At 60.7% G+C, this 20,355-nt stretch carries 33 protein-coding genes and 1 pseudogene; 25 read left to right on the top strand and 9 right to left on the bottom strand.

Features of this window, described 5'->3' with window-relative positions:
• Nucleotides 1-11: 11 nt before the first annotated feature.
• From ACUXVA_RS01735 to ACUXVA_RS01720, 4 genes are all read right to left on the bottom strand, one after another.
• Nucleotides 12-326 carry a hypothetical protein gene (locus ACUXVA_RS01735; RefSeq protein ID WP_265081827.1) on the bottom strand — a complete coding sequence of 105 codons (315 nt, stop codon included), beginning with the start codon at nucleotides 324-326 and terminating at the stop codon, nucleotides 12-14.
• Nucleotide 327: 1 nt separating this feature from the next.
• Nucleotides 328-591, bottom strand: a complete 264-nt coding sequence (locus tag ACUXVA_RS01730) for a hypothetical protein (RefSeq protein ID WP_265081828.1) — start codon at nucleotides 589-591, stop codon at nucleotides 328-330.
• Between the two features lie 28 nt (nucleotides 592-619).
• On the bottom strand, nucleotides 620-1,477 hold the full coding sequence (locus ACUXVA_RS01725) for a sulfurtransferase (protein ID WP_445490545.1): 858 nt from the start codon (nucleotides 1,475-1,477) through the stop codon (nucleotides 620-622).
• A 90-nt stretch (nucleotides 1,478-1,567) separates the two neighbouring features.
• Nucleotides 1,568-2,014, bottom strand: a complete 447-nt coding sequence (locus tag ACUXVA_RS01720) for a hypothetical protein (RefSeq protein WP_265081830.1) — start codon at nucleotides 2,012-2,014, stop codon at nucleotides 1,568-1,570.
• A gap of 154 nt (nucleotides 2,015-2,168) precedes the next feature.
• Here ACUXVA_RS01720 and ACUXVA_RS01715 point away from each other — a divergent pair, with 154 nt between their 5' ends.
• Complete coding sequence (locus tag ACUXVA_RS01715; protein WP_445490543.1) at nucleotides 2,169-3,824, top strand: flavin monoamine oxidase family protein; 1,656 nt, start codon at nucleotides 2,169-2,171, stop codon at nucleotides 3,822-3,824.
• A complete protein-coding gene (locus ACUXVA_RS01710; protein ID WP_445490541.1) occupies nucleotides 3,821-4,228 on the top strand; it encodes a Rieske (2Fe-2S) protein in 408 nt (135 codons plus the stop codon). The genes ACUXVA_RS01715 and ACUXVA_RS01710 overlap by 4 nt, the downstream gene beginning before the upstream one ends.
• 33 nt (nucleotides 4,229-4,261) lie before the next feature.
• Here the strand turns inward: ACUXVA_RS01710 and ACUXVA_RS01705 are convergent, their stop codons facing one another.
• Nucleotides 4,262-4,876: a hypothetical protein gene (locus ACUXVA_RS01705; RefSeq protein WP_265081832.1), complete on the bottom strand. Its 615-nt coding sequence runs from the start codon at nucleotides 4,874-4,876 to the stop codon at nucleotides 4,262-4,264.
• Nucleotides 4,877-5,197: 321 nt separating this feature from the next.
• Here ACUXVA_RS01705 and ACUXVA_RS01700 point away from each other — a divergent pair, with 321 nt between their 5' ends.
• From ACUXVA_RS01700 to ACUXVA_RS01605, 20 genes and pseudogenes are all read left to right on the top strand, one after another.
• Nucleotides 5,198-5,518 (top strand): HesB/IscA family protein, encoded by a 321-nt coding sequence (locus ACUXVA_RS01700; RefSeq protein WP_265081833.1) that lies wholly within the window; start codon nucleotides 5,198-5,200, stop codon nucleotides 5,516-5,518.
• A 50-nt stretch (nucleotides 5,519-5,568) separates the two neighbouring features.
• On the top strand, nucleotides 5,569-5,859 hold the full coding sequence (locus tag ACUXVA_RS01695; protein ID WP_445493385.1) for a NifU family protein: 291 nt from the start codon (nucleotides 5,569-5,571) through the stop codon (nucleotides 5,857-5,859).
• 10 nt (nucleotides 5,860-5,869) lie between these two features.
• Nucleotides 5,870-7,075 (top strand): cysteine desulfurase NifS, encoded by a 1,206-nt coding sequence (gene nifS / locus ACUXVA_RS01690; protein WP_445493384.1) that lies wholly within the window; start codon nucleotides 5,870-5,872, stop codon nucleotides 7,073-7,075.
• The gene (gene nifT / locus ACUXVA_RS01685; RefSeq protein ID WP_265081835.1) at nucleotides 7,075-7,299 is read left to right on the top strand and encodes a putative nitrogen fixation protein NifT; all 225 of its coding nucleotides are present in this window, start codon (nucleotides 7,075-7,077) and stop codon (nucleotides 7,297-7,299) included. Before nifS ends, nifT begins: the two co-directional genes overlap by 1 nt.
• Nucleotides 7,299-8,168 (top strand): SIR2 family NAD-dependent protein deacylase, encoded by an 870-nt coding sequence (locus ACUXVA_RS01680; RefSeq protein ID WP_445490538.1) that lies wholly within the window; start codon nucleotides 7,299-7,301, stop codon nucleotides 8,166-8,168. The genes nifT and ACUXVA_RS01680 overlap by 1 nt, the downstream gene beginning before the upstream one ends.
• 300 nt (nucleotides 8,169-8,468) lie before the next feature.
• The gene (gene nifB / locus ACUXVA_RS01675) at nucleotides 8,469-10,031 is read left to right on the top strand and encodes a nitrogenase cofactor biosynthesis protein NifB (protein ID WP_265081837.1); all 1,563 of its coding nucleotides are present in this window, start codon (nucleotides 8,469-8,471) and stop codon (nucleotides 10,029-10,031) included.
• 30 nt (nucleotides 10,032-10,061) lie between these two features.
• The gene (locus tag ACUXVA_RS01670) at nucleotides 10,062-10,286 is read left to right on the top strand and encodes a 4Fe-4S binding protein (RefSeq protein ID WP_265081838.1); all 225 of its coding nucleotides are present in this window, start codon (nucleotides 10,062-10,064) and stop codon (nucleotides 10,284-10,286) included.
• Between the two features lie 10 nt (nucleotides 10,287-10,296).
• The gene (locus tag ACUXVA_RS01665) at nucleotides 10,297-10,605 is read left to right on the top strand and encodes a HesB/IscA family protein (RefSeq protein WP_265081839.1); all 309 of its coding nucleotides are present in this window, start codon (nucleotides 10,297-10,299) and stop codon (nucleotides 10,603-10,605) included.
• A 53-nt stretch (nucleotides 10,606-10,658) separates the two neighbouring features.
• Nucleotides 10,659-11,156: a hypothetical protein gene (locus tag ACUXVA_RS01660; protein WP_265081840.1), complete on the top strand. Its 498-nt coding sequence runs from the start codon at nucleotides 10,659-10,661 to the stop codon at nucleotides 11,154-11,156.
• Nucleotides 11,149-11,916 (top strand): 4Fe4S-binding leucine-rich repeat protein, encoded by a 768-nt coding sequence (locus tag ACUXVA_RS01655; RefSeq protein ID WP_445490534.1) that lies wholly within the window; start codon nucleotides 11,149-11,151, stop codon nucleotides 11,914-11,916. The genes ACUXVA_RS01660 and ACUXVA_RS01655 overlap by 8 nt, the downstream gene beginning before the upstream one ends.
• Nucleotides 11,909-12,229, top strand: a complete 321-nt coding sequence (locus ACUXVA_RS01650) for a nitrogen fixation protein NifZ (protein ID WP_265081841.1) — start codon at nucleotides 11,909-11,911, stop codon at nucleotides 12,227-12,229. The genes ACUXVA_RS01655 and ACUXVA_RS01650 overlap by 8 nt, the downstream gene beginning before the upstream one ends.
• A complete protein-coding gene (locus tag ACUXVA_RS01645; protein WP_265081842.1) occupies nucleotides 12,226-12,465 on the top strand; it encodes a nitrogen fixation protein NifZ in 240 nt (79 codons plus the stop codon). Before ACUXVA_RS01650 ends, ACUXVA_RS01645 begins: the two co-directional genes overlap by 4 nt.
• Nucleotides 12,466-12,479: 14 nt before the next feature.
• Nucleotides 12,480-12,839, top strand: coding sequence for a DUF3024 domain-containing protein (locus ACUXVA_RS01640; RefSeq protein WP_265081843.1), 360 nt, complete (start codon nucleotides 12,480-12,482; stop codon nucleotides 12,837-12,839).
• Nucleotides 12,840-12,886: 47 nt separating this feature from the next.
• Complete coding sequence (locus ACUXVA_RS01635) at nucleotides 12,887-13,156, top strand: hypothetical protein (protein ID WP_265081844.1); 270 nt, start codon at nucleotides 12,887-12,889, stop codon at nucleotides 13,154-13,156.
• Nucleotides 13,153-14,358 (top strand): DegT/DnrJ/EryC1/StrS family aminotransferase, encoded by a 1,206-nt coding sequence (locus tag ACUXVA_RS01630; RefSeq protein WP_445490531.1) that lies wholly within the window; start codon nucleotides 13,153-13,155, stop codon nucleotides 14,356-14,358. Before ACUXVA_RS01635 ends, ACUXVA_RS01630 begins: the two co-directional genes overlap by 4 nt.
• 40 nt (nucleotides 14,359-14,398) lie before the next feature.
• Nucleotides 14,399-14,707 (top strand): 2Fe-2S iron-sulfur cluster-binding protein, encoded by a 309-nt coding sequence (locus ACUXVA_RS01625; RefSeq protein WP_265081846.1) that lies wholly within the window; start codon nucleotides 14,399-14,401, stop codon nucleotides 14,705-14,707.
• Between the two features lie 13 nt (nucleotides 14,708-14,720).
• Nucleotides 14,721-14,945, top strand: a complete 225-nt coding sequence (locus ACUXVA_RS01620; protein ID WP_265081847.1) for a hypothetical protein — start codon at nucleotides 14,721-14,723, stop codon at nucleotides 14,943-14,945.
• A 147-nt stretch (nucleotides 14,946-15,092) separates the two neighbouring features.
• A pseudogene (locus tag ACUXVA_RS01615) lies at nucleotides 15,093-15,562 on the top strand (Rieske (2Fe-2S) protein).
• A 47-nt stretch (nucleotides 15,563-15,609) separates the two neighbouring features.
• Nucleotides 15,610-15,912, top strand: a complete 303-nt coding sequence (locus ACUXVA_RS01610) for a DUF6156 family protein (protein WP_413776493.1) — start codon at nucleotides 15,610-15,612, stop codon at nucleotides 15,910-15,912.
• Nucleotides 15,913-16,083: 171 nt separating this feature from the next.
• Nucleotides 16,084-16,512 carry a group II truncated hemoglobin gene (locus ACUXVA_RS01605; RefSeq protein ID WP_445490528.1) on the top strand — a complete coding sequence of 143 codons (429 nt, stop codon included), beginning with the start codon at nucleotides 16,084-16,086 and terminating at the stop codon, nucleotides 16,510-16,512.
• Nucleotides 16,513-16,787: 275 nt separating this feature from the next.
• Here the strand turns inward: ACUXVA_RS01605 and ACUXVA_RS01600 are convergent, their stop codons facing one another.
• The 4 genes from ACUXVA_RS01600 to ACUXVA_RS01585 all read right to left on the bottom strand — a co-directional run bounded on the left by ACUXVA_RS01600 (nucleotide 16,788) and on the right by ACUXVA_RS01585 (nucleotide 19,000).
• Nucleotides 16,788-17,033 carry a hypothetical protein gene (locus ACUXVA_RS01600; RefSeq protein WP_265081850.1) on the bottom strand — a complete coding sequence of 82 codons (246 nt, stop codon included), beginning with the start codon at nucleotides 17,031-17,033 and terminating at the stop codon, nucleotides 16,788-16,790.
• Nucleotides 17,034-17,188: 155 nt separating this feature from the next.
• Complete coding sequence (locus tag ACUXVA_RS01595) at nucleotides 17,189-17,572, bottom strand: iron-sulfur cluster assembly protein (RefSeq protein ID WP_413776443.1); 384 nt, start codon at nucleotides 17,570-17,572, stop codon at nucleotides 17,189-17,191.
• A 69-nt stretch (nucleotides 17,573-17,641) separates the two neighbouring features.
• Nucleotides 17,642-18,142: a hypothetical protein gene (locus tag ACUXVA_RS01590; protein WP_265081851.1), complete on the bottom strand. Its 501-nt coding sequence runs from the start codon at nucleotides 18,140-18,142 to the stop codon at nucleotides 17,642-17,644.
• Nucleotides 18,143-18,151: 9 nt separating this feature from the next.
• Nucleotides 18,152-19,000, bottom strand: coding sequence for a xanthine dehydrogenase (locus ACUXVA_RS01585; protein WP_265081852.1), 849 nt, complete (start codon nucleotides 18,998-19,000; stop codon nucleotides 18,152-18,154).
• Between the two features lie 307 nt (nucleotides 19,001-19,307).
• Here ACUXVA_RS01585 and ACUXVA_RS01580 point away from each other — a divergent pair, with 307 nt between their 5' ends.
• From ACUXVA_RS01580 to ACUXVA_RS01570, 3 genes are read left to right on the top strand one after another with little or no spacing between them, the layout of a single operon-like run.
• Complete coding sequence (locus tag ACUXVA_RS01580) at nucleotides 19,308-19,541, top strand: BolA family transcriptional regulator (protein WP_265081853.1); 234 nt, start codon at nucleotides 19,308-19,310, stop codon at nucleotides 19,539-19,541.
• Nucleotides 19,542-19,596: 55 nt separating this feature from the next.
• Nucleotides 19,597-19,932, top strand: a complete 336-nt coding sequence (grxD, locus tag ACUXVA_RS01575) for a Grx4 family monothiol glutaredoxin (RefSeq protein ID WP_265081854.1) — start codon at nucleotides 19,597-19,599, stop codon at nucleotides 19,930-19,932.
• A complete protein-coding gene (locus ACUXVA_RS01570; protein ID WP_265081855.1) occupies nucleotides 19,929-20,285 on the top strand; it encodes a (2Fe-2S) ferredoxin domain-containing protein in 357 nt (118 codons plus the stop codon). The genes grxD and ACUXVA_RS01570 overlap by 4 nt, the downstream gene beginning before the upstream one ends.
• Nucleotides 20,286-20,355 lie beyond the last annotated feature (70 nt).

Genomic DNA, 20,355 nt, shown 5'->3' with positions numbered 1-20,355 from the left:
AGCGATAGAGACTACTCGATGCCCTGTTCGCGGGCTTTCCACATGGCGGCGATCCTGAACCGCTCGTTGATGGCGGCCGGGCTGGCCAGGATTTGCGCTTCGGCCTCACTGAAGGCGGCAGCCACGGAGTCTGCTTCCTCGCGCGTCAGCGTCACCCGTCCTGCCATATGGGTCGCATCAGGTGCGGCCATCCATATCGCGCGCTGGTTCGGGTGCAGCTTGACCTCGATCAGCTCGAAGGCCTCGAGCTGGCCATCGAGACAGATTGCCAGCCCAATCACCTCCAGCTTCCGCCCGTCCTGCGTGGTCTTGATGAGGGTCGCCATGTCACTCTCCGTCTTGCGTTGCGAGCCAGCTATAGCCGCCCTGGTCCCACAGTTGGGCCAGAGTCTGGTCCGCCTTCCAGTCTGGGTATTGCAGCTGGATTGCCTGGTAGTCCGCTTGAAACCGCGTCGCATCTTCTCCCTGGAGATGGGCTGTATAGAAGTCGGCTTTTGAGCGCAGGATGAACAAGGTGTGATCCAGCGTCGTCAACAGTTCGTAATCCTTGCCGTCTGCGATCATGCTCATCGGCGCTTGAACCTCGCTCATGGACGCAGCTCTCCTTTGCATGGATGTGTCAGGCAGCGACCGCCGGCGTATGCTCGGCCAGTCCCCATTCCGCCCACGAACCGTCATAGACGGCGGCAGTGGTATGTCCGAGCAGGTAGAGCCCGAGCGCCACCACGCAGGATGTGATGCCTGATGCGCAACTGGTCGCGATTGGACGCCGCAGGTCGATACCGGCGGCGGCAAATCGCGCCGCAAGGGCTTCCGGTGCAATGACCGTTCCGCTCTCGGCGTGAATGAGATCGGCCCAGGGAATATTGGTGGCGTTTGGAATGTGCCCGAGCTTCCTGAACGGGAACACGTCCTCCTGGGTGCCGTCGAACTTGCCGGGGCCGCGAGCGTCGATTACCTGTGCCGCGCCGGTTACGACATTTTGCGTCATGTCGTGCAATCCGCGCACGAGAGCAGGCTGGTATGTTGCAGAAAACGATTGCGGTTCCGGCCGCACCATCGACATGTCGGCCGGCAGCTTCTCGTTGGTCCATTTTCCAAATCCGCCGTCGAGCATCGCGACTTTGCCGAAGCCGAACGCCCGAAACATCCACCACACCCGAGCTGCTGCAGCGCCGCCGTACAGGCGGTCGTAAACCACGATGCGATCGCCATCGCTGATCCCGAGCAGGCCGACCTTCTTGGCAAAGTCGGCGGCGGTGGGCAGCATGTGCGGAAGCGGGTTAGCCCTGTCGGAGATGTGGTCGATATCGAAATGGACCGATCCCGGAATATGTCGCCCCCGGTACTGCGTGCGTCCATCAAGATTGGTGCTGGCGTGATGCCAGGTGCAATCGAGCACCCGGAGATCGGGGTCACCGAGATGCTCCGCCAACCACTCTGTGCTCACCAGCGGTTCGGGATTTGCATAACTCATATCCGTGAAATCTCCCTGTCAGAAAGCAGACAAAGTCACCAAAAGACAACCGTCCGGAAATTCAGGAATGACCTGACCCGTCGGTCGGCGCTACGCGGTCGGCATTGGATAGCCGGTACGGGGGCGCGTATCGTAGTATTCCGGCCATCCGCCTCCCGCGATGATCTCGAATGTTGCGATCTTAACCGGTGCGCCCTGTGAGAAAGAGACCTCGCTGAATTTGACCTCCCGATTGCCGGGGCCGGCGGAAAAATCCGCCACAACAGTGCCGTCCGCCTTCCGCGCCCGGGCGAAGCCTGGCGTACCGACGCTGCTCGCCGGGACAGGGTTGGCGGCAAACACCGGGCTTTCGATGCCGTCGCTCGCGGCGGTGAAGGCCGGCGACGCAAAGGTGAATGTCGCCAACGGCGCGCTACGCTCAATCGGCAGATCGGCGGTCGACGGGCGGGCCACCGAATAGACTGTCAGCGTACCGCCATCGAGCAGTGCCTTCAGCTCATCGAGTGAACAAGCCGCCAAATCCGTTGTGACATTCATGTCAATCTCCTCGCATTGGTGCGTTGGATAGCGATTATCAAGTTCTATGCCAGTTGAATGTCGACGCCGCAGCTCGCTGTCTATTCGATCAAGAGTCCGAGCTTGCCTGAATCTTGCAGAGCCACGGAAAGGAGCGAGGTGGTGGAGCTGATCGATGCTGGATACGGCGATCGTTGGCGGCGGCTTAAGTGGCGTCGCGCTGGCGCGAAGTCTTTTGAGGCAGGGCAGATCCGTGGCCTTGTTCGAGGCGCGGGAGCGGCTCGGCGGCCGCATCCTGACGGTCGCGACCGCTGATACCGGAGCCAAGGTGGACCTCGGTCCGACGTGGTTCTGGCCCGATACGCAGCCTCTGATGAAGAACCTGGTCGCAGAACTCGGACTGGCCAGTATCCCGCAGCATGATGACGGTTCGTCGCTGCATCTGAGCGATCCCGACAAGGCGCCGGATCGCGTCGTCGGCAAACAGTTGCATGCTGGTGCGCGACGTCTGCCGGGAGGAATGGGGCAACTCATTGAGCTGATCGCCCGGGAGCTGCCGCCAGATCTCGTGTATCTCGATCATGTCCTGACCGAGGTCAGGGATTGCACCGACCACGTCGTGCTGACCTTTGGCAATGGCGACGATATCGTCGAGGTCAGCGCGCGGCATGTCGTGCTCGCCGTTCCGCCGCGCTTGCTGGAGGAGGGGGTCCGTTTCACGCCGGCGCTCGATGAGGCCACGTTGGAGGCCATGCAGGGCTGCGCAACCTGGATGGCGGCGCAGGCCAAGGTGGTCTTCCCTTACAGCCGGGCTTTCTGGCGCGATGCCGGGCAATCCGGCAATGCCTTCGTTACGCATGGGCAGGCAGTTGTCGGTGAGATATTCGACGCCTGTAACGGCGATGCAAGTTACGCAGCGCTGGGCGGGTTCCTCGCTCTGTCGCCGGATATGCGCGCCAGTTTCAGCGCCGGGCTGCCGCTGCTGATGACCAGCCAGATGGTACAGGTTTTTGGATCCATGCTCGAACCGGCGGAACAGCTCTACCAGGATTGGGCAAACGAGACCTTTACCTGCAGTGCACGAGATCGCGCCTCGCCCGCCAGCGAATACGCATTTGCCGTCAACCCAATGCTGCGACGGCCGCAATGGGATGGCAGGTTGTATCTGGCGGGCGCGGAGACGGCAGCGACGGGGGCGGGCTATCTCGAAGGCGCGCTGGAGGCTGCTAGGCGGGTGGATCTGTCGCTAAACCGCGGCTCGACCAAAGCGGCGGGCGGGGGGCCTGACGCGTCGCCCTCCGACAACAGTCCGGCGTCAATCAACGCAACCAGTCTTGCCCGGTTTTCCAAGTGGGTGTTCGAGCAGCAGAATGTGACGTTCGATACCTATCGTCACCGCCTCAACCAGAATCTTGCGGTCCAGCAGAGAGAGCAGCCGACCCAGCACGCGCTTCTCGAAGCGATGGAAGACCTGTTCGACGATGCGCTCAAAATGCTGGAAGCGTTACCCTTCGCGATGAGCGCGGTGCCAGTTGAACGTGGCAGATCGCCTTTGACGCCGGAGATTCAGCAGCCGTTCGGCATTCTCATGCGGTCGGTGTTCGACGATGTCGTCGCCTTCAACCGGACGTCGTGCGCGCTGTCGAACTTTCCCGACGAGCATCACCTGTCCCAGGAATACCGCCAGGTTATCCTGGGCGACATCGCTGCGGCCTGGCTGGAGTTCTCGCTCGCTGCCAACCGCCTGCTGGTCGCGAAGGCCAGTTCGGGCGGTCACCGCCCCAGGTCAGTGGCTCTCACAAGCGTTTCGTCACGAAGGAGGCCAATATGACCGATCATGTCGCCTATGCGATTTGCGGGATGAACGAGATACCGAGCCAGAAGGCGAGAGGGTTTCATCTGATGATCGTGGCTGAAGACGGTAGCCACAAGCCTTGGCCGATCATCGTGGTGCGCTGGGGCAGGCAGGTATTCGGCTATCTCAACAGGTGTCCGCATGACGGGGTCAATCTCGATTGGGAGCGAAACCAGTTTCTCGACCAGAATGGCACCCGGCTCATGTGCGGCAAGCACGGTGCAACCTTCGAACTGGGGACCGGCAAATGTGTCGACGGCCCGTGTAAGGGAAAGAACCTGACGCCGGTGGCACTGACGGTGCTCGACAACGACATCTGCGTTACCGGTGTAACCCTGATCGAAGATGAAGATGTCGAGTCCAACAAGGTGGAGGCCTGACCCGAGGCGTTCGAGAACGGAGATGAGAGACGCTTAGACCGGACGGTTTTCGTTGCGGTTCTTGACCGGCTCCATGCGGGTCACGCCTTCTTCGAAGGTGATGACGTCGTATTCTTCGTTGAAGCCCATGGCCGCGTCGAGCAGGTAGTCGAGCTTTCCGGCGGTGTTGAGCTTTTTCACGTCGTTCTTGTCGATGCTCATCAGATCCATCATCTCCTTCCACACGGTCGATTCATCGCAAGGCAGCACGAAGAAGGTCACACCGCGAAGGCTGACACGGTACTTGGCCAGCAGATCGATGTTGTTGCAGAAGATAAAGTAGGTGCCGCCCGGCGAAAGCAGGCCGTCCAACACGGCAGAAACCACATCGAGATAGGCGAAGGAGTGGATATATCCGACGAGAATCGGAATCGTGGCGTCGTCCTGCTGCACCACGGTCAGGACTTGCTCGACCGAAAACTCCGGCGGGCGCTTTTCGTCAGCGAGTTGGGTCTGGAACTTGAGCGCGATATCGCCCCTGAAGCCAAACCGGCCTAGTTTCGTTGTCGGTCCTTTGAAAACGGCATTGAGCAGACGTCCTTCCCGGTCCAGCCGGCCGAGGGCGGTGGTCTCGATCGACGTGGGCGCACTCATCTCAATCGTCGTCATCTAACATCTCCGGTTTCGTATAAAGCGCGACGAGACGCCGCTGCCGCAAGCCGCTATGCAAATTGTCTGCCGGTTAGGAGCGGTCGCTGTTGGTTGCCAAGTCGTGTTCGAGCGTTGCGCGATCTTCCGTGGCATCGATCTCAGCCCGACGACGGCGTCTGTCAACGCCGGACTGCGGCAAGCCATCCTGTCGGAAACCTGACACGCGTCGCAAAGCCAACAGCGCGCACGCGATATCTAAACAATATCAGCAGGTTAATAGATGGCATAGGTCTTGCCAGTTAATAGCTCGAAAGTCCCGTGGAAGCGAGAGAGCGAGCGATGATCAATCTGACCGACAGCGCACTCAACGCGGTGCGCAACGCGATATCGGCAGCCGACAAGCCGGTCGACGGCCTGCGCATCATGGTCGAGGCGGGTGGCTGCGCAGGCTACAAATACAATATGGGTCTCGTCGACGCCATCGATCCCGACGACACCGTGATCGAACGCGATGGCGTACGGGTGTTTGTCGACATGAAAAGCCACGAATACCTGGCCGGCACCACCATTGATTTCGTGGTGGCGCTCGAGGGATCGGGATTCACTTTCGAGAATCCTAACGCCAAGGCGAGCTGCGGTTGCGGCAAGTCATTCGCCTGAGACGCTGACGCGATCGATTTTTGAGGTCTGTTATGGAAGAAGGCCGGGCCATGCTGGTTGAACCAGAAGTTATGAAGCAGGCGCCGTCGCAGGATGACGAGCGCAGCCGGATCATCAGGGCGGTGATCGAGGAAATTCGTCCGAACCTGCAGCGTGACGGAGGCGATTGCCAGCCGATCGAAATCGACGGCAACAAGATCATGGTCAGGCTCACGGGCGCCTGCGTGTTCTGCAAATTGAGCAGTGCCACACTCGAGGGCATCCAGTCCAAGGTGGTGGAGAGGCTCGGCGAGCTTGTTCGCATTATCCCGGTCGCAGGAGCCGCGAAACCGCGGCATTAGAGGGGCGCCCGTGCGACCAGTCTATCTTGACAACAATGCGACCACGCGCACGGATCCTGCCGTGGTCGCGGCGATGTTGCCGTTCTTTTGCGATCAGTTTGGGAATGCCTCGTCATCCCACGCCTTTGGTAACGATGTCGCTGGTGCCCTTAGGCACGCGCGCAGAAGCCTGCAGGCGCTTCTGGGCGCGGCCTTCGATCATGAAATCGTCTTCACGTCCGGCGGAACCGAAGCCGACAATACCGCCATTCTGTCCGCGCTCGACAACCGGGATGGCCGCAACGAGATCGTGACGTCGGCAGTCGAGCATCCCGCCATCCTGACTCCGCTTGATTATCTTGAGCATGCGCGCGGGATCAAGGTGCATCGGATCGGCGTCGATGCGCGCGGAGGGCTGGACATCGAAGCGTTCCGCCGGGCGCTTGGCCCACGTACTGCCATGGCCTCGGTGATGTCTGCCAACAACGAAACCGGGACGCTGTTTCCGGTCGCGGAACTCGCTGAAATGGCGCATCGCGCCGGCGCGCTGTTCCACACCGATGCCGTGCAGGCCGTCGGCAAAGTGCCGCTCGACCTGAAAGCGACGCAGATCGATATGCTGTCGCTTTCGGGACACAAGCTACACGGTCCCAAAGGAATTGGAGCGATCTACCTGCGAAAGGGCACGCCGTTCAATCCGCTTATGCGCGGCGGCCCGCAGGAGCGCCGTCGGCGCGGGGGCACCGAGAACGTGCCGGGCATTGTGGGCCTGGGCAAGGCAGCCGAACTGGCGTTGTCGCTCATGCAGGGCGAGCAGGGCCGTGTCAGCGCCCTGCGTGACCATCTCGAGCGGGGCATCCTCGATCTCGGCCAATGCATGGTGTTGGGCGATACGGAGAACCGGCTGCCGAATACATCGAATATTGCATTCGAGCATCTCGAGGGCGAGGCCATTCTCCATCACCTCGGCAAGGCGGGTATCGCTGCCTCTCTCGGCTCGGCCTGTGCGTCCGGATCGATGGAGCCGTCGCATGTGCTGCGCGCGATGAATGTGCGGCCTTCGGCGCTGCGCGGTGCTATCCGCTTTTCGCTGTCGCGCGACAACACGATTGACGATGTCGCCCGCGTCCTCAGCCTGATGCCCGACATTGTCGCCAAGCTGAGGGCGCTGTCACCCTCTGCACGTACGCAGGCGCCAATGACGGCGAGCCTGTCCCCAGCCTCGGAACTTACCTGATGAAAATCATGATTCGCCGCTCTCCTGAGACGGGCCTTTCCATTTACGTGCCCAAGAAGGATCTGGAAGAGCCGATTGTCGAATTCGAACATGAATCGCTGTGGGGTGGCTGGATCCGCATCGCCAACGGATGGGTGCTCGATCTGCCGCAAATGGCGGTTGGCACGTCGCTGCCGATCACGGTCAACGCGAAGAAGCGTGGCGGCCAAGAGAGTGAGGACTGATGAACGCTCCAATTTCCCCGATCGACTTCATCAAACACGCGGATGCCGAAACAGCGCTGGCAAACTTAGCGATGCAATTGCGCGCGGGCAGCATCGTCCCCTATCTCGGCCCGGGCCTTGCCGACACCCTGAAGCCGCTCGCGCCGATGAATCCGGAAACCTTGGCGGCATTCTTCGGCACCAAAGTAGCGTTGCCGCGGCGTGCCAAGGGCAATGCCTGGGCGGCCGCGCAGCACATCGAGAGTTTCAAGCACCGCTCGACGGTCACTTCCCTGATGTCCGAGGCGTTTGCAACGCCGGTCGAGCCCACGGCCCTGCATCACTACCTCGCCACGCTGCAGCTGCCGATGATCGTCGATAGCTGGTATGATGGCGCGATGCGCACGGTGCTCTCCCAGCGCAGCGATTGGGGTGAAATCCAGGGCATCACCCGCGCCGGGATCGGCGAAGACCGCTGGTATCGATTCTATGACGCGGCAGGCGCCGAATCCGATCGTTCGGCTGCCAGCGGCTGGAAAACACTGCTTTACAAACCGCACGGCTCTATCACTCCGGCAAAGAATTTCCTGATTTCAGATGCCGACTATGTCGAGGTGCTGACCGAAATTGACATCCAGACACCGATCCCCGATGCGGTGAAGGACCGACGCACCGAGCGCAGTTTTCTGTTCATCGGCTGTCGCTTCAACGACCAACTGCTGAGGACCTACGCGCGCCAGGTCACCAAGCGTTCATCGGCGTTGCACTACGTCATCGTCCAGCCTGAGACGCTGTCGAAGAACGAGGTCAAGTTCTTCGTCAGCCAGGGTTTGACACCCATCGCGACCCCGCTCGATCGGGCGGTGGAGGTTCTGCTCAGCGCAGCCTGAAAAAGTTCGGCTTATCGCATAGTGCCCGGCGCCACCGGCGTTCTCCGGGCGCGCCATGCGTTGGCCTTCGCGATGAATTCATGACGCAGCCGTTTCAATAAGCGCGAACGCTGTCTGTAACGTTTCTAACATCAACGAGATCATGTCGCTTGGCGGTGTTGGCAAAGCGACAGCCCCAAGAAAATTTCTAACTCATTGAAAAAGCGAAAAAATGCGGGGCCGTCCGCGGTGGCACGCGAGTTGCTAATCTCTCCTATCGAGATCTTCCCAATTCTGGATTGGCCAGCACGAGGAACGACCATGCAAACGTCAGCACCGCACGAAGGTACCGCAGCCGGCAATATTGCGAACATTGAAAAGGTCATGCAGGTCGTCGCTGACCAAAAGGGTTGCGGAACGACGGGCGGTAGCGGCAAGGCGAGTTGCGGCTCCGCCGCGGGGCAGGGCGATCTGCCGACCGAGATCTGGGAAAAGGTGAAGAACCACCCCTGCTATAGTGAAGAAGCCCATCATCACTATGCGCGTATGCACGTGGCGGTAGCACCGGCCTGCAACATCCAGTGCAACTACTGTAATCGCAAGTACGACTGCGCCAATGAATCGCGTCCCGGCGTGGTCAGCGAGAAGCTGACCCCGGAACAGGCGGCGAAGAAAGTTCTGGCGGTCGCCTCCACGATCCCGCAGATGACCGTGCTCGGCATCGCCGGCCCGGGCGATCCACTCGCCAATCCCGAAAAGACCTTCAAGACTTTCGAACTCATCGCCAAGACCGCGCCGGACATCAAGCTCTGCCTCTCCACCAACGGCCTGGCGCTGCCAGATCACGTCGACACCATTGCCGGCTTCAACGTCGATCACGTTACCATCACCATCAATATGGTCGACCCCGAGATCGGGGCCAAGATCTATCCGTGGGTATTCTGGAAGCATAAGCGCTACACGGGCTTTGAGGCCGCCAAGCTGTTGACCGATCGCCAGTTGCTGGGTCTCGAAATGCTCACCGAGCGCGGCATCCTGTGCAAGGTCAACTCCGTGATGATTCCGGGGGTGAACGACAAGCATCTGGTCGAAGTCAACCGAGCGGTTAAGTCCCGCGGAGCCTTCCTGCACAACATCATGCCGCTGATTTCCGCGCCCGAGCACGGCACCGTATTTGGCCTGACCGGCCAGCGCGGACCCACGGCGCAGGAGCTGAAGGCGCTGCAGGATTCCTGCGAGGGCGAGATGAACATGATGCGGCATTGCCGGCAGTGCCGCGCCGATGCCGTCGGACTGCTGGGCGAAGATCGCAGCGCGGAGTTCACCACCGACAAGATCATGGCCATGGAGGTCAACTACGACCTCGACAGCCGCAAGGCCTACCAGGCCAAGGTGGAAGACGAGCGCGTTGCCAAAGTGGCAGCCAAGCAGGAAGAGCTGGAGACACTTGTCGGCGAGATGAGCGACATCAAGTTGCTGGTCTCGGTTGCCACCAAGGGCTCGGGCCTGATCAACGAGCATTTTGGCCATGCCAAGGAATTCCAGGTCTACGAACTGTCGACCGCCGGTGCGAAATTTGTCGGCCACCGTCGCGTCGATCTGTATTGCCAGGGTGGGTTTGGCGATGAGGAGAGCCTTGAGACGGTGATCCGCGCCATCAACGATTGTCACGCGGTATTCGTGGCCAAGATAGGCGGTTGCCCCAAGGCGGATTTGCAGGCCGCCGGCATTGAGCCTGTCGATCAGTTCGCCCACGAGTTCATCGAGAAATCGGCGATCGCCTGGTTCAAGTCCTACCTCGACAAGGTCAAGAGCGGCGAGATCGAGCACGTCGTACGCGGCGATGCCGAAATTCGTCAGGGCGCCCTGATCTCAGCCGCCTGAAGCCACGACAACCGACACCAGGAGCAATCGATGACGCTGAAGATCGTAGCCTCGCAATGCACGAGTTGTTCGGCGTGCGAACCGGAGTGCCCCAATGTGGCCATCTCGGAGAAAAACGGAACCTTCGTGATCAACCCCAAGAAATGCACCGAGTGCATCGGGCATTTCGATACGCCGCAATGCACGGCGGTCTGCCCGGTCGACAATACCTGCGTAATCGACACGTCTCTCCCGCGCTATCAGCCACCAGCATAGGACCCGTCCGATGAATTTCACCATGACTCCCGCCGCAACAAAGTTCATCCGCATGATGATCCGTGCCGACGGCGACGCCAACAGCGGGTTCCGGCTCGCCGTCAGCCCGGGCGGCTGCTCCGGTCTTGCCGCCGATATCAGCGTGCGCCGCGAGCCGGCACAAGGCGAGGCGGTGGTCGAGCGCGATGGCGTCAAACTGTTCCTGCCGCCGGAGAGCCGCATCCTGCTCTACGGCGTGACCATCGATTTCTCCGACACCCCGTCGCAGACGGGGCTGGTGTTCAAGGATCCGAAGCAGGTTTCCTGCGCGAGCCACTAGACGGGAGCCGTCGGATGATGGGAGCTGTGGAGCGAAACGAGCCGCGATCCGCCATGGAGGCGGTGCTGGCCGATGCGTTGCTCGGCAGCGGGCTTCCGCCGGAGGCTGAGTTCCATCTGTGCGAAGCCAGCCTCTCCTATCACCTCGACGATGTCGCCGAACAGCACCTGCGGGAAGCCCAGATGCTAGCACCGGCTCATGCCGCTGTACTGATCGGCCTCTATCGCTTCTACTTCTACAAGGGGCGCTTGGCTGACGCGCTGGCAATCGCCAAGCAATGCCTGGTGAAAGCGGCGAATGAAAGCGGGCTGGCGCCGGACTGGCACGACGTCGCCGCAGCCGATGCCGCATTCGGCTGCTATGCGAACATCCTGCCCCGGTTCTACCTGTTTTCCCTCAAGGGATACGCCTACCTGCAGATGCGGCTAGGCAAACTGGATGAGGGGCGCGCCGCCGTCATGAAGTTGCTCGAGCTCGATCCGAGCGACAAGGTGGGCGCCAGGGTCTTGCTCGAAGTCCTCGACCGAATGGGGCTCGACGACGATGGATGACATCGACGAAGCCCGCGACTGGCAAGGCAATGAGGTCGATTGTGGCTCTTGCCCCCATCAGGCATTGAAGGATGTGCAACTCTGCCGCCTCCGGCACGCTTGCGTCCATGATCGCTATGCCCGGCGCATCGACCGCTTCTTCAATTGGAATCCGGATCTCGCAAATTCCTATGTGAAACATCCCCATTTCGAGGTGCGTGCAATCGCAGCCAAGCACGCCAGCGTCTTCCTGCTGCCGCCGTTGCTCGACGACACCGAGGAAACGGTGCGCTGGAACGCGGCACGGCGGCTGCCCAAACGACTGGTCTTGCGGTTGCGCGACGACGTCCACCGCGAGGTCCGGATTCGCATTGCATCTGTGCTCGACGATGCCGAACTGATGCCAATGATGAACGATCCGGATTATTATGTCCGGCTGGTGATTGCGCGGCGCATTGCGCCACCGCTTCTCGGCGCCTTGATCGGCGACGCCGAGCCGGAAGTTCGCCGTGTCGTGGCGCGCCGGATCCCGCCGGACTGGCTGCTACGTATGGCGAGCGACCAGGATGCGTTGGTGCGGTTGGAGATCGCGCAGCGGTTGACCCCAGAGTTGCTGTCCCGGCTGCGTTACGATCCGGACTGGCGCGTCCGCTACGAGGTGGCGAGCAGAATCGCCGTCGATGAGATCAGCGATCTGGCACAAGACAGTGACAGTTTTGTGCAGGAATTGGCGCTATCCCGCCTGACCGGCGCGCGATCGGGAGGTATCCGGCATGAGTAATATCGTCCGCGACAGCGATGTGGTGGAGATTTCCGCCCCACCGGTCTTCAGCTACGGCGAAAAGGTAAGGGCCAAGCGTACCATCCGTAACGATGGCACATATGCCGGCAAGGAAATCGGCGACGTCCTCGCGAAGAAAGGCGAGGAGGGTTACGTCGTCAGCATCGGAACCTTCCTTCAGCAGTTTTACATTTACGGCGTCGAGTTTCTTGAGAGCGGCAACCGTGTCGGAATGAAGCGTAAGGAGCTCGATCCAGTGCACGCGCGCGACGAGATGGCCGATCTTCCGCTGCCGGAGGCTGTCGCATCATGATCGAACCTCGAGTTCCGCGATTTCAATGGGGCCAGCGCGTCAAGGCGCTGGTCGACCTACACAATGATGGCAGCTTTCCTGACGCTGCGATTGAAGCCTTGCTGGTGACGGTGGGCAATGTCGGTGAAATCGTTCAAGTCGGGACGCATGCCGAAGAGAATGTCCCGGTCTATCTGGTTGAGTTCGGCGACCACCTCGTCGTCGGCTGCCTCGAAGAAGAGATTCATCCCCTCTAGAAGGATCAGACATCATGCAATCTGCTGTGCTGAGCCGGAACATTACGCGGCCGTTCGCTCATCCGAACGATTTAGATCGCAAGCGGATCGAGCGGAGCCTGCAGACCCGCAAGCGATATCGATATGTCACGCCGCAAGTCGTAACGACGATCGGTGGCTATCGGATAGAAAGTCCGTGCTGCTCGCGGAACATCGACAAGGACGGCGGCATGGTCGACGTCGCGCTGCTGCTGCATGACCCCGACGGAGGGCAATGGGAGCTGTTCCGGAAGGATCATGCGCATGACCGCTGGCAGCTCGACTCCACGCATCAACGACTGCCGTCGGCATTGGAGAGACTGAATGTCGATCCGGCACGGACGTTTTGGCAGTGATGCCGTCTGTTTTGGCATTTGTGAACATAGAATAGCGAGTTGGATAAATGGCCCTGAACCCGGACGACTTGAAGGAGATCGAAGGCCTGCTGTCGGCGCCGGACGCCGACCAGCGCCTCTTCGCGCAGTTGCGCAGCCGGTTTCCGCATTTGTCGTGGACCAGATGCGACGCGTCGGATGTGACGGAGACGCCATTCCGCAGCTATTCGCGGTTTGAAATTCATCTGCTCGATCGCAGCGATCATTGTGTCGGGATCACGGCCGATCCGGAACGCGCCACGGGCATCGTACTGGCTCAGAGGAATGCGACGTCATGACTGAACTCGCCATTATGCTGGATGTGGATCAGGGCGACGTCGCCGACGATGATGCCGGGCAGGGGCTCATTGCATTGTCGGATCCCGATATCACAATGGCCGAAATCGAAGCGGTGGACCGGGTCATGCGGTCGGCACGGCTGTCGAGCGGTCCGCTCGTGGAAGAGTTTGAACAGGCCTTTGCGTCCTATCTCGGCCGCCGCTATGCCATTGCTGTTCCCTCGGGCACCATCGGCCTCCTGCTCGCGCTGAAGGCCCACGGAATCGGCGCGGGCCAGGAGGTGATCGCGTCGTCCTATTCGTTCCGGGAGACCATGCATGCGATCGCGATCGCTGGTGCGACGCCGGCATTCGCCGATGTCGATTATTGGGCGGGCACTTTGGCGCCGGACAAGGTCGAGGCTCGCGTCACGGCCAACACGCGGGCTATCGTTGTCAGCAACACCAACGGGCATCCTGCTGCATGGACGGAATTGCGCGCGATTGCGGTCAAGCATGGCGTGCTGCTGATCGAAGATTCCACCGAGGCGATCGGTTCACGGTACAAGGGGGAACTGGTTGGCAGCTTCGGCGATGTCGCAGTGTTCGACTTCTCCCAACCGTCCGCGCTGACCTGCGGCGAGGGTGGAATGGTGGTGACGGATGACGTCGATATCGCGGTGACGCTGCGACGGCTGCGTTCCCATCGAAGGGACGAGCGGGCATCTGTGGTGGTCAGCTCGACGCCTCCCTATCAGGCGGCCATCAGCAATATCGCGGCGGCCCTAGGGCTGGCCCAGCTGCAGCGACTGGATGAAATCCTGGAGCGGCGGCGGCTGATAGAGCATCTCTACTACAAGTATGTACAGTCGTTCGAGGGCATCAAACCGCCTTACATCGCTCCCGACGTCACCGAGGTGAACTGGTTTCTCTACGTGGTGCATCTTGGGACCCGCTTCACCCGTTCAAGTCGCGACTCCATCGTGGAGGATCTGGGGCTTGAGCAGGTGGAGGCCGCTGCCTACTGCAATCCTCTGCATCTTCAGCGGTACTATTTCGAGCGTGGCCATCGCCGCGGTGAGTATTTCGTCACCGAGAAAGTGGCGGATCGGGCGGTCGCGCTGCCTTTCCACACCCATCTCACCGAGGATCAGATTTCCTTTATCGTCGAGACGATGAAGGAGGCGTCGATCAATGACGGGGCGGGCGCGGCAATCTACTAGGACCTTGAACGCGATTGTTCAACAACAGGAGGAATGAAACATGACGACATTGACTGTGCTGCCGTCGGGGAAAACCATCGATGTGGCAGAGGGAACGACCCTGCTCGCGGCGCTGCTCGGAGCGGAGATGGGCATTCTGCACAAATGCGAGGGACAGGCGAAATGTGGCTCTTGCCACATCTACGTGCAGGAAGGTCGCAAGGGCTTGTCCAAGATCGCCCGCGAGGAAAACGAACGGCTCGACACCATCGTTGGCATTGGCTCCAAGTCGCGCCTTGCCTGCCAATGCAAGGTGCTGGGCACCGAGAACATTACCATTGAACTGCTGGGCTTCGGCTCCGGCGTCTAGAAAGGAGAACATGATGGAGCCGCAGAAAGTTCTGATCCATTTGCGATTCGCGCCAGACGCTTCGGTGGTGGAGATCAGCGAACGACCGAAGTCGCTGACTCCGCAGGAATGGTTCAACATCCTGAGCGAAAAGGCAGGCAACGCATACCAGGCGCTCTCCGGAGGCCGTGGCGTATTTCGGCTGACGGCAGACGAGCTCGGCGCATTCAAGACCGAGTATGCACCCACGGCAGCATAGCGATTGCTGCTCTGGTTATGAGGGAAAGGCGGTCTGGAAACAGGCCGTCGTTTCCGGCGTATCGAGGCCTGGCGGGAGGGCCATCGGGGACGCTGTTGGCGTGGGTCCAACAGCGATGTCATTTTTGCGACAGGGGCAGGTGTGGCGATGGTTTGCCGTGGAGCTGCCAGGGGAGCGATAGGAACATCGAAAGTCTTCGTGATTTGCGCGGCCGAGGCCATAGAGCGCAGCAGTGCGAAAGCCTTCAGTCTGTTTCGCGTCGATGAATCAGGAGAGAGCCGACCATTCGCGGTCCTGGTCATTCGGACGCATGCGGATGACTACATCGGCTATGTCAATTCCTGTCCACACCAGGGCATCTGGCTCAATTTCGGTGAAGGTGAGTTCTTTACGCGGGACAGGACTTTCCTGAAATGCGGACGGCACGGTTCGATGTTCGAGATCGACACCGGGCTGTGCATTAGCGGCCCCTGCAAGGATCGCAGCCTTGAGCCGATCGCGCTCGCCGTCATCGATGGCGACGTCTGCCTGTGCGGCATCGACCTGGAGGAGGGGGACAACCCAATCCGTTCGACGACGGCGACGACACCATGGAAATCACGATTCAACCAGGTTAACAGGGGTGAGCGCTGGCGCGATGCAATCGGAATCTGGAAGACGGATGATGGGAGACGAGAACCAGCAGGAATGTCGGTTCTTCCTGACCTACAGCGGCGTCAAGCTGCCGTTCAACCTAGTCAACGCGATTGAGCCGGAAGCGCTCTCGAACCGCAATACGTTCATTCGTGCCTGGTTCGATCGTGCCGGAATGCTCAGCGGCTTCGACAAGCTGGTCTACGGAGAGGTTGAACTGTCGCACCGCTACGAATATCACGGTAGCGGCCGGTTACGGCGGGTGGAGATCGTGATGCTGGACGAGGAGCCGGTTGCCATGACCTTCGATGATGCGGGGTCGCAGCTTTCATGACCGTGTCCCAACTGATGGATGCGCTGTCGAGATTGCCAAATGAGGCCGTCGTGCTGATCGAAAGTGGTGGCGGCCTGTCGCGCGCTGGAATTCGTCGAGCAGCGCGGGCCGGGGGGCGCCGGCGGAAGTGCTGCTGTTGCCGAGCATGGATGAGTGATCAGGAGAGCAGGAATGTCCGACGCGGTGGTGGAAGTTTCGATGTTCGAGCGGATCGGCGGCGCGGTGGTCATCGACCGGCTCGTGGAGGCGTTTTACCATCGAATGGATACGCTGCCCGAGGCCAGGGTCATTCGCGCCATGCATGCGCCGGATCTGGGGCTGGTCGGAAGCGTTCTCAAGCGGTACCTGAGCGAATGGACCGGCGGACCGAAATTATATTCTCCGGAGAAGGGCCATCCGCGCCTTCGGCAGCGTCACATGGGGTTTTCGATCGGCAATGCGGAACGCGATGCGTGGCTCCTTTGCATGCGTGGCGCGATGGCGGAAACGATTTCGGATGACGGCGCGCGCCAGGAGCTCGATGCGGCGCTGACCAAGCTCGCCGACTGGATGCGAAACCAGGCCGGCAATCCCCACGACGCGGGAACAGTGCGCCCCTGACAGGGAGGCTCAGACCGGGGTTCCGAAAAATCCTCCTCTGCGCCGCCCCAGGCCTTGTGTAGCGCCAGCGCGTTATGCCACCGCACCGCTTCGGCATGGTCGGCCATGCGGTGACTGATCCTGCCATCCGGATTGTCAGCGAGCAGGTAGGTCTTGCCGTTACGGATGAAGCGAATGAGATCCTTGGTGTCGGTGGGGCGCACCACGCAGCGCGGCGCCTCGTCGATCAGAATGGTGGTTGGCAGCATCCGCGGCTCGCTCCGTTACGTCGTACTCTAGAATCCCTCGGCTTTTCGACCCCACGGGTGCGTACCGGACACCAGTGGCGCCTTGATGCCTGCCTTCTCGATGTCGGCGATGCTCTTGTAGTAGGTAGCCTCGTGAACCAATGTGCCGCCCTTGGTGGTGATGGCCACATAACGCGCGACTGGATCGGCCTCGCAGAGATAGCCTCCGCCGGGATCGCTTGTTGAACGTGTATTGCCGTCCCAATCGACGAAAAAGCCCTCTGCAATCGTCATTTATGGTCGCCCTCTGCCATTGTGTCACCGCTCGCTCATGCAGATTGAGTGCCAATTGAAAAGCGGGGCCGGGCATGGCGCCCACGAGGCAGAGGGGCTGGTTTCGGCGGACCAAAGCGACGTTGCGCCCATTTGTTTCGAAGCCTCTAACCCGGCTAGAGCAGGCCGAGCTCGAGCTGAACGTCTTCGGACATCTTCGATTTGTCCCACGGCGGATCGAACACCAGATTGACCGTCACGGTATCGATTCCATCGACGTCGCTTACGGCGGTCCGTACCCAATTCATCATCTCGCCGGCAACCGGACAGCCCGGCGCGGTGAGCGTCATGTCGATTTCGACAGCTCCCCGATGGTCGGGCGTGATCCGGTAGATCAGCCCGAGATCGTAGATATTCACGGGAATTTCGGGGTCATGCACGGTACGCAAAGCCGCGATGATAGCTTCGACGACGTCATTCGCGTCACCTGCCATATGCGCTTGTGCTTCTGTGATCGGCGCCGTCGCGGCGGAAGACCTGCGGTCATCGAGATTTGTCATGTCCGGCTGTCTCCGCAATCGGATGTTGTCTCGGAGCCACTTGCAAGCCCAGTGCCATAGAAGCTTCGCTTAGCTGATGCCTTCGGCGAGGGCGGCGACGACGGGCCATCCGACAGTCCCCGCCGGGTCCAGTTGCTTCAGCGTGCCAAGCATCTCCGCGGCCTGTCGCGGATTTCCTCGCCGCAATTGAATGAAGGCGAGCGCCTTCAATGTGTAGAGCGCGAAGCGGCCGGGGCCATCCGGCAACGTGGTTTGCGACTGCCATTGACGCCAGTCGAGGTGCCACTGCGCCTGGCTGGCCGCCTCCTTCAGGCCGCTCTCGGCGGCGTTCTGCGCTTGATCCAGGTGGCCCTGATAGGTGTGGATCTTGTACAGACAGAAGTTGATGGGCAGCACTTCCGGCGCGGCGGCGAGCGCCTGCCGGAATAGACCGTCGGCGCGCGACCGGTCATGCCGATAGGCAATGACACCTCGCTGCAGCAGCGAGTCGATGGCTTCGGGCAGCTCTCCGAAGGCGATGGGGGCGGGCTCTCTGAGCAGATCCTCATCCGCAGCCGTGGAGGTACTCAACCGAGATCCTCACTTTACCAGATGCAACGGTTGCTTGGTCGATCCAGAAACGTCCGCGCTGTCCCTCGAAATAGCTTCAGTCACAGCCGTCGCGATCCGCCGTCCGCGCTCGTCAGTCCCTGTCCAGTTCGCGTTTCGGCCGCGTGAATCGACTTCGAGCAGCTTGGCGCCGGCAGGCACCTCGGTCCCGTCGCGGACAATTCCGCGCAGGATTCCATCAAAAGGAGCGCGTACCGGTATCGTCCCCAAGTGGCCGACGACAAAATCCTTGAAAACCCGCGTGCCAATTTCGATCGCGGTATTCCATCGGCCGGTGAAGTCCGCGCGCACGAAGCGTTCGCCGGCATGGCCACCGAGTTGCTGCGAGACGCCGTCGGGTTGATCGGTATGTCCCTCGCGAATGATGCGTCCGGCCTTTGTGGGCCGGGTCTCGATCGCGACGTCGCAATTGGTGCCGGTTGCAAAGCCGGGGCCGAGGCCAATGGTCAAACGGCCAAGTCGGCGCAAATCGGGTGTCGCGAGATATTTCTGCATGCGCGCGTCGATGAGAACGTCAATGGCCCGAACCACGATCAGGTCCAGAAGCCCGAGTTCGGTAACGGTGACTCCGTTTTCTTGTGCAAGGCTCGTCCCGATCTGAAGTCCGGTGTCGGCGCGTCGGGCGCCAATACCCTCGACGGCAACACCATCGTCGTATAGGGCGTCGTGGAAGGCCATTTTGCGGCGTATCACGGGCGGCAGCGGATCATGCGACAGCACAGTCCGGAAATTGCTCCGACAGAGCTGGACTGCAACGGCAGATGCGATCTCGTTGGTACCGAGGATGACGGCAAATCGGTGGGGAAAGGCGGATCGCATTTTTGTGCTGCTCCGGTGCTAGACGTTCGTCCCATAAAGCAAGAGCCGGGCCGTGCGCCGGAAACGTGAAAAACCAACAACAATCAGGCGTCGACAGGTGGGCGGTCGCTGATCAAGTCGCATTCGCAACAGCCCGGATGTCGGAAACACGACACCGGCCAGCCGACGAGTTCGCAACAATCAGGAAAATTAAAATGCCGTTCAGCGTTTCGGCATTTGCAACGTGGTCCTGCTGATATCAACGATGCCTTGCAAGTTGGTTTAGAGCTTGCATGGCGATGGCGATAGACCCCTGGAGTGCGTCGCAATGGCCATGGACGGAATCGAAATCGAACGCCTGATCAAGCAGTCCTTCCCGGACGCGCAGGTCGTTGTCGTCGATCTCAGGGGAGACGGCGATCACTACGGGGCGCGTGTGACGTCGGGGGCGTTCCTCGGCAAAAGCCGGATCCAGCAGCACAAGATGGTCTACGAGGCCTTGCAGGGACAGATGGGCGGCGCGCTTCACGCGCTAGCGCTCGAAACGATCGTGCTGAAATGACTGGACCGGTTTTGCTCCGCCACCCACACACCAACACAAGTCGAGAGGACCGAACATGACCAACCCCACCGTCGAGCGTATCAAGGGAATCGTCGGGAGCGACGATATCGTTCTTTTCATGAAGGGCGTCCCTGCGGCGCCGGAATGCGGCTTTTCCGCCAGCGTCGTGCAGATTCTGAACGGGCTGAACGTTCCGTTCAAGGGGGTCAACGTATTGGCCGACCCGCAGGTTCGCGAGGGCATCAAGGCATTTTCGGACTGGCCGACCATCCCCCAGCTCTATGTCAAAGGTGAGTTCCTGGGCGGCGCCGATATCGTGCGTGCGATGTTTCAGGAGGGAGAGCTTGCGGTGTTGTTCGCCGACAAGGGCATCGCGAGCGCGGCCACATGAGCGACACGGCAGAGGACGTCGCGTTCGAAATCCCCCAACTCTACAAGCATCACGTCTTTACCTGTCACACGCAACGTCCGCCCAGTCATCCGCGCGGAAGTTGCGGCGCAGCCGGTGCGCAGCCGCTATGGGACAGAATGGCCAAGGCTCTCGAGACGCAACGGCTCGGCGATATCGGCTTCACCGCATCTGGGTGTCTCGGCTTTTGCAGCGCCGGTCCGCTGATGGTCGTCTATCCGGAAGGCATCTGGTACCGACCGACCACTGCGGAAGATATCGACGAGATCGTCGAGTCGCATTTTAAGCAGGGCAAGCGGGTCGATCGGCTGGTCATGGTCCTGACGCGACGCTGATCTGTTTGCCGGCATCATTCGGCGGCTACAAGGCGTGGCGCTCCAGGCCTTGTAGCCAATCGGAAACGAG

The organism is Rhodopseudomonas sp. RCAM05734 (assembly GCF_052658035.1).
Note: the sequence above shows the minus strand (reverse complement) of the source record. Positions and strands in the feature narration are given on the sequence as shown.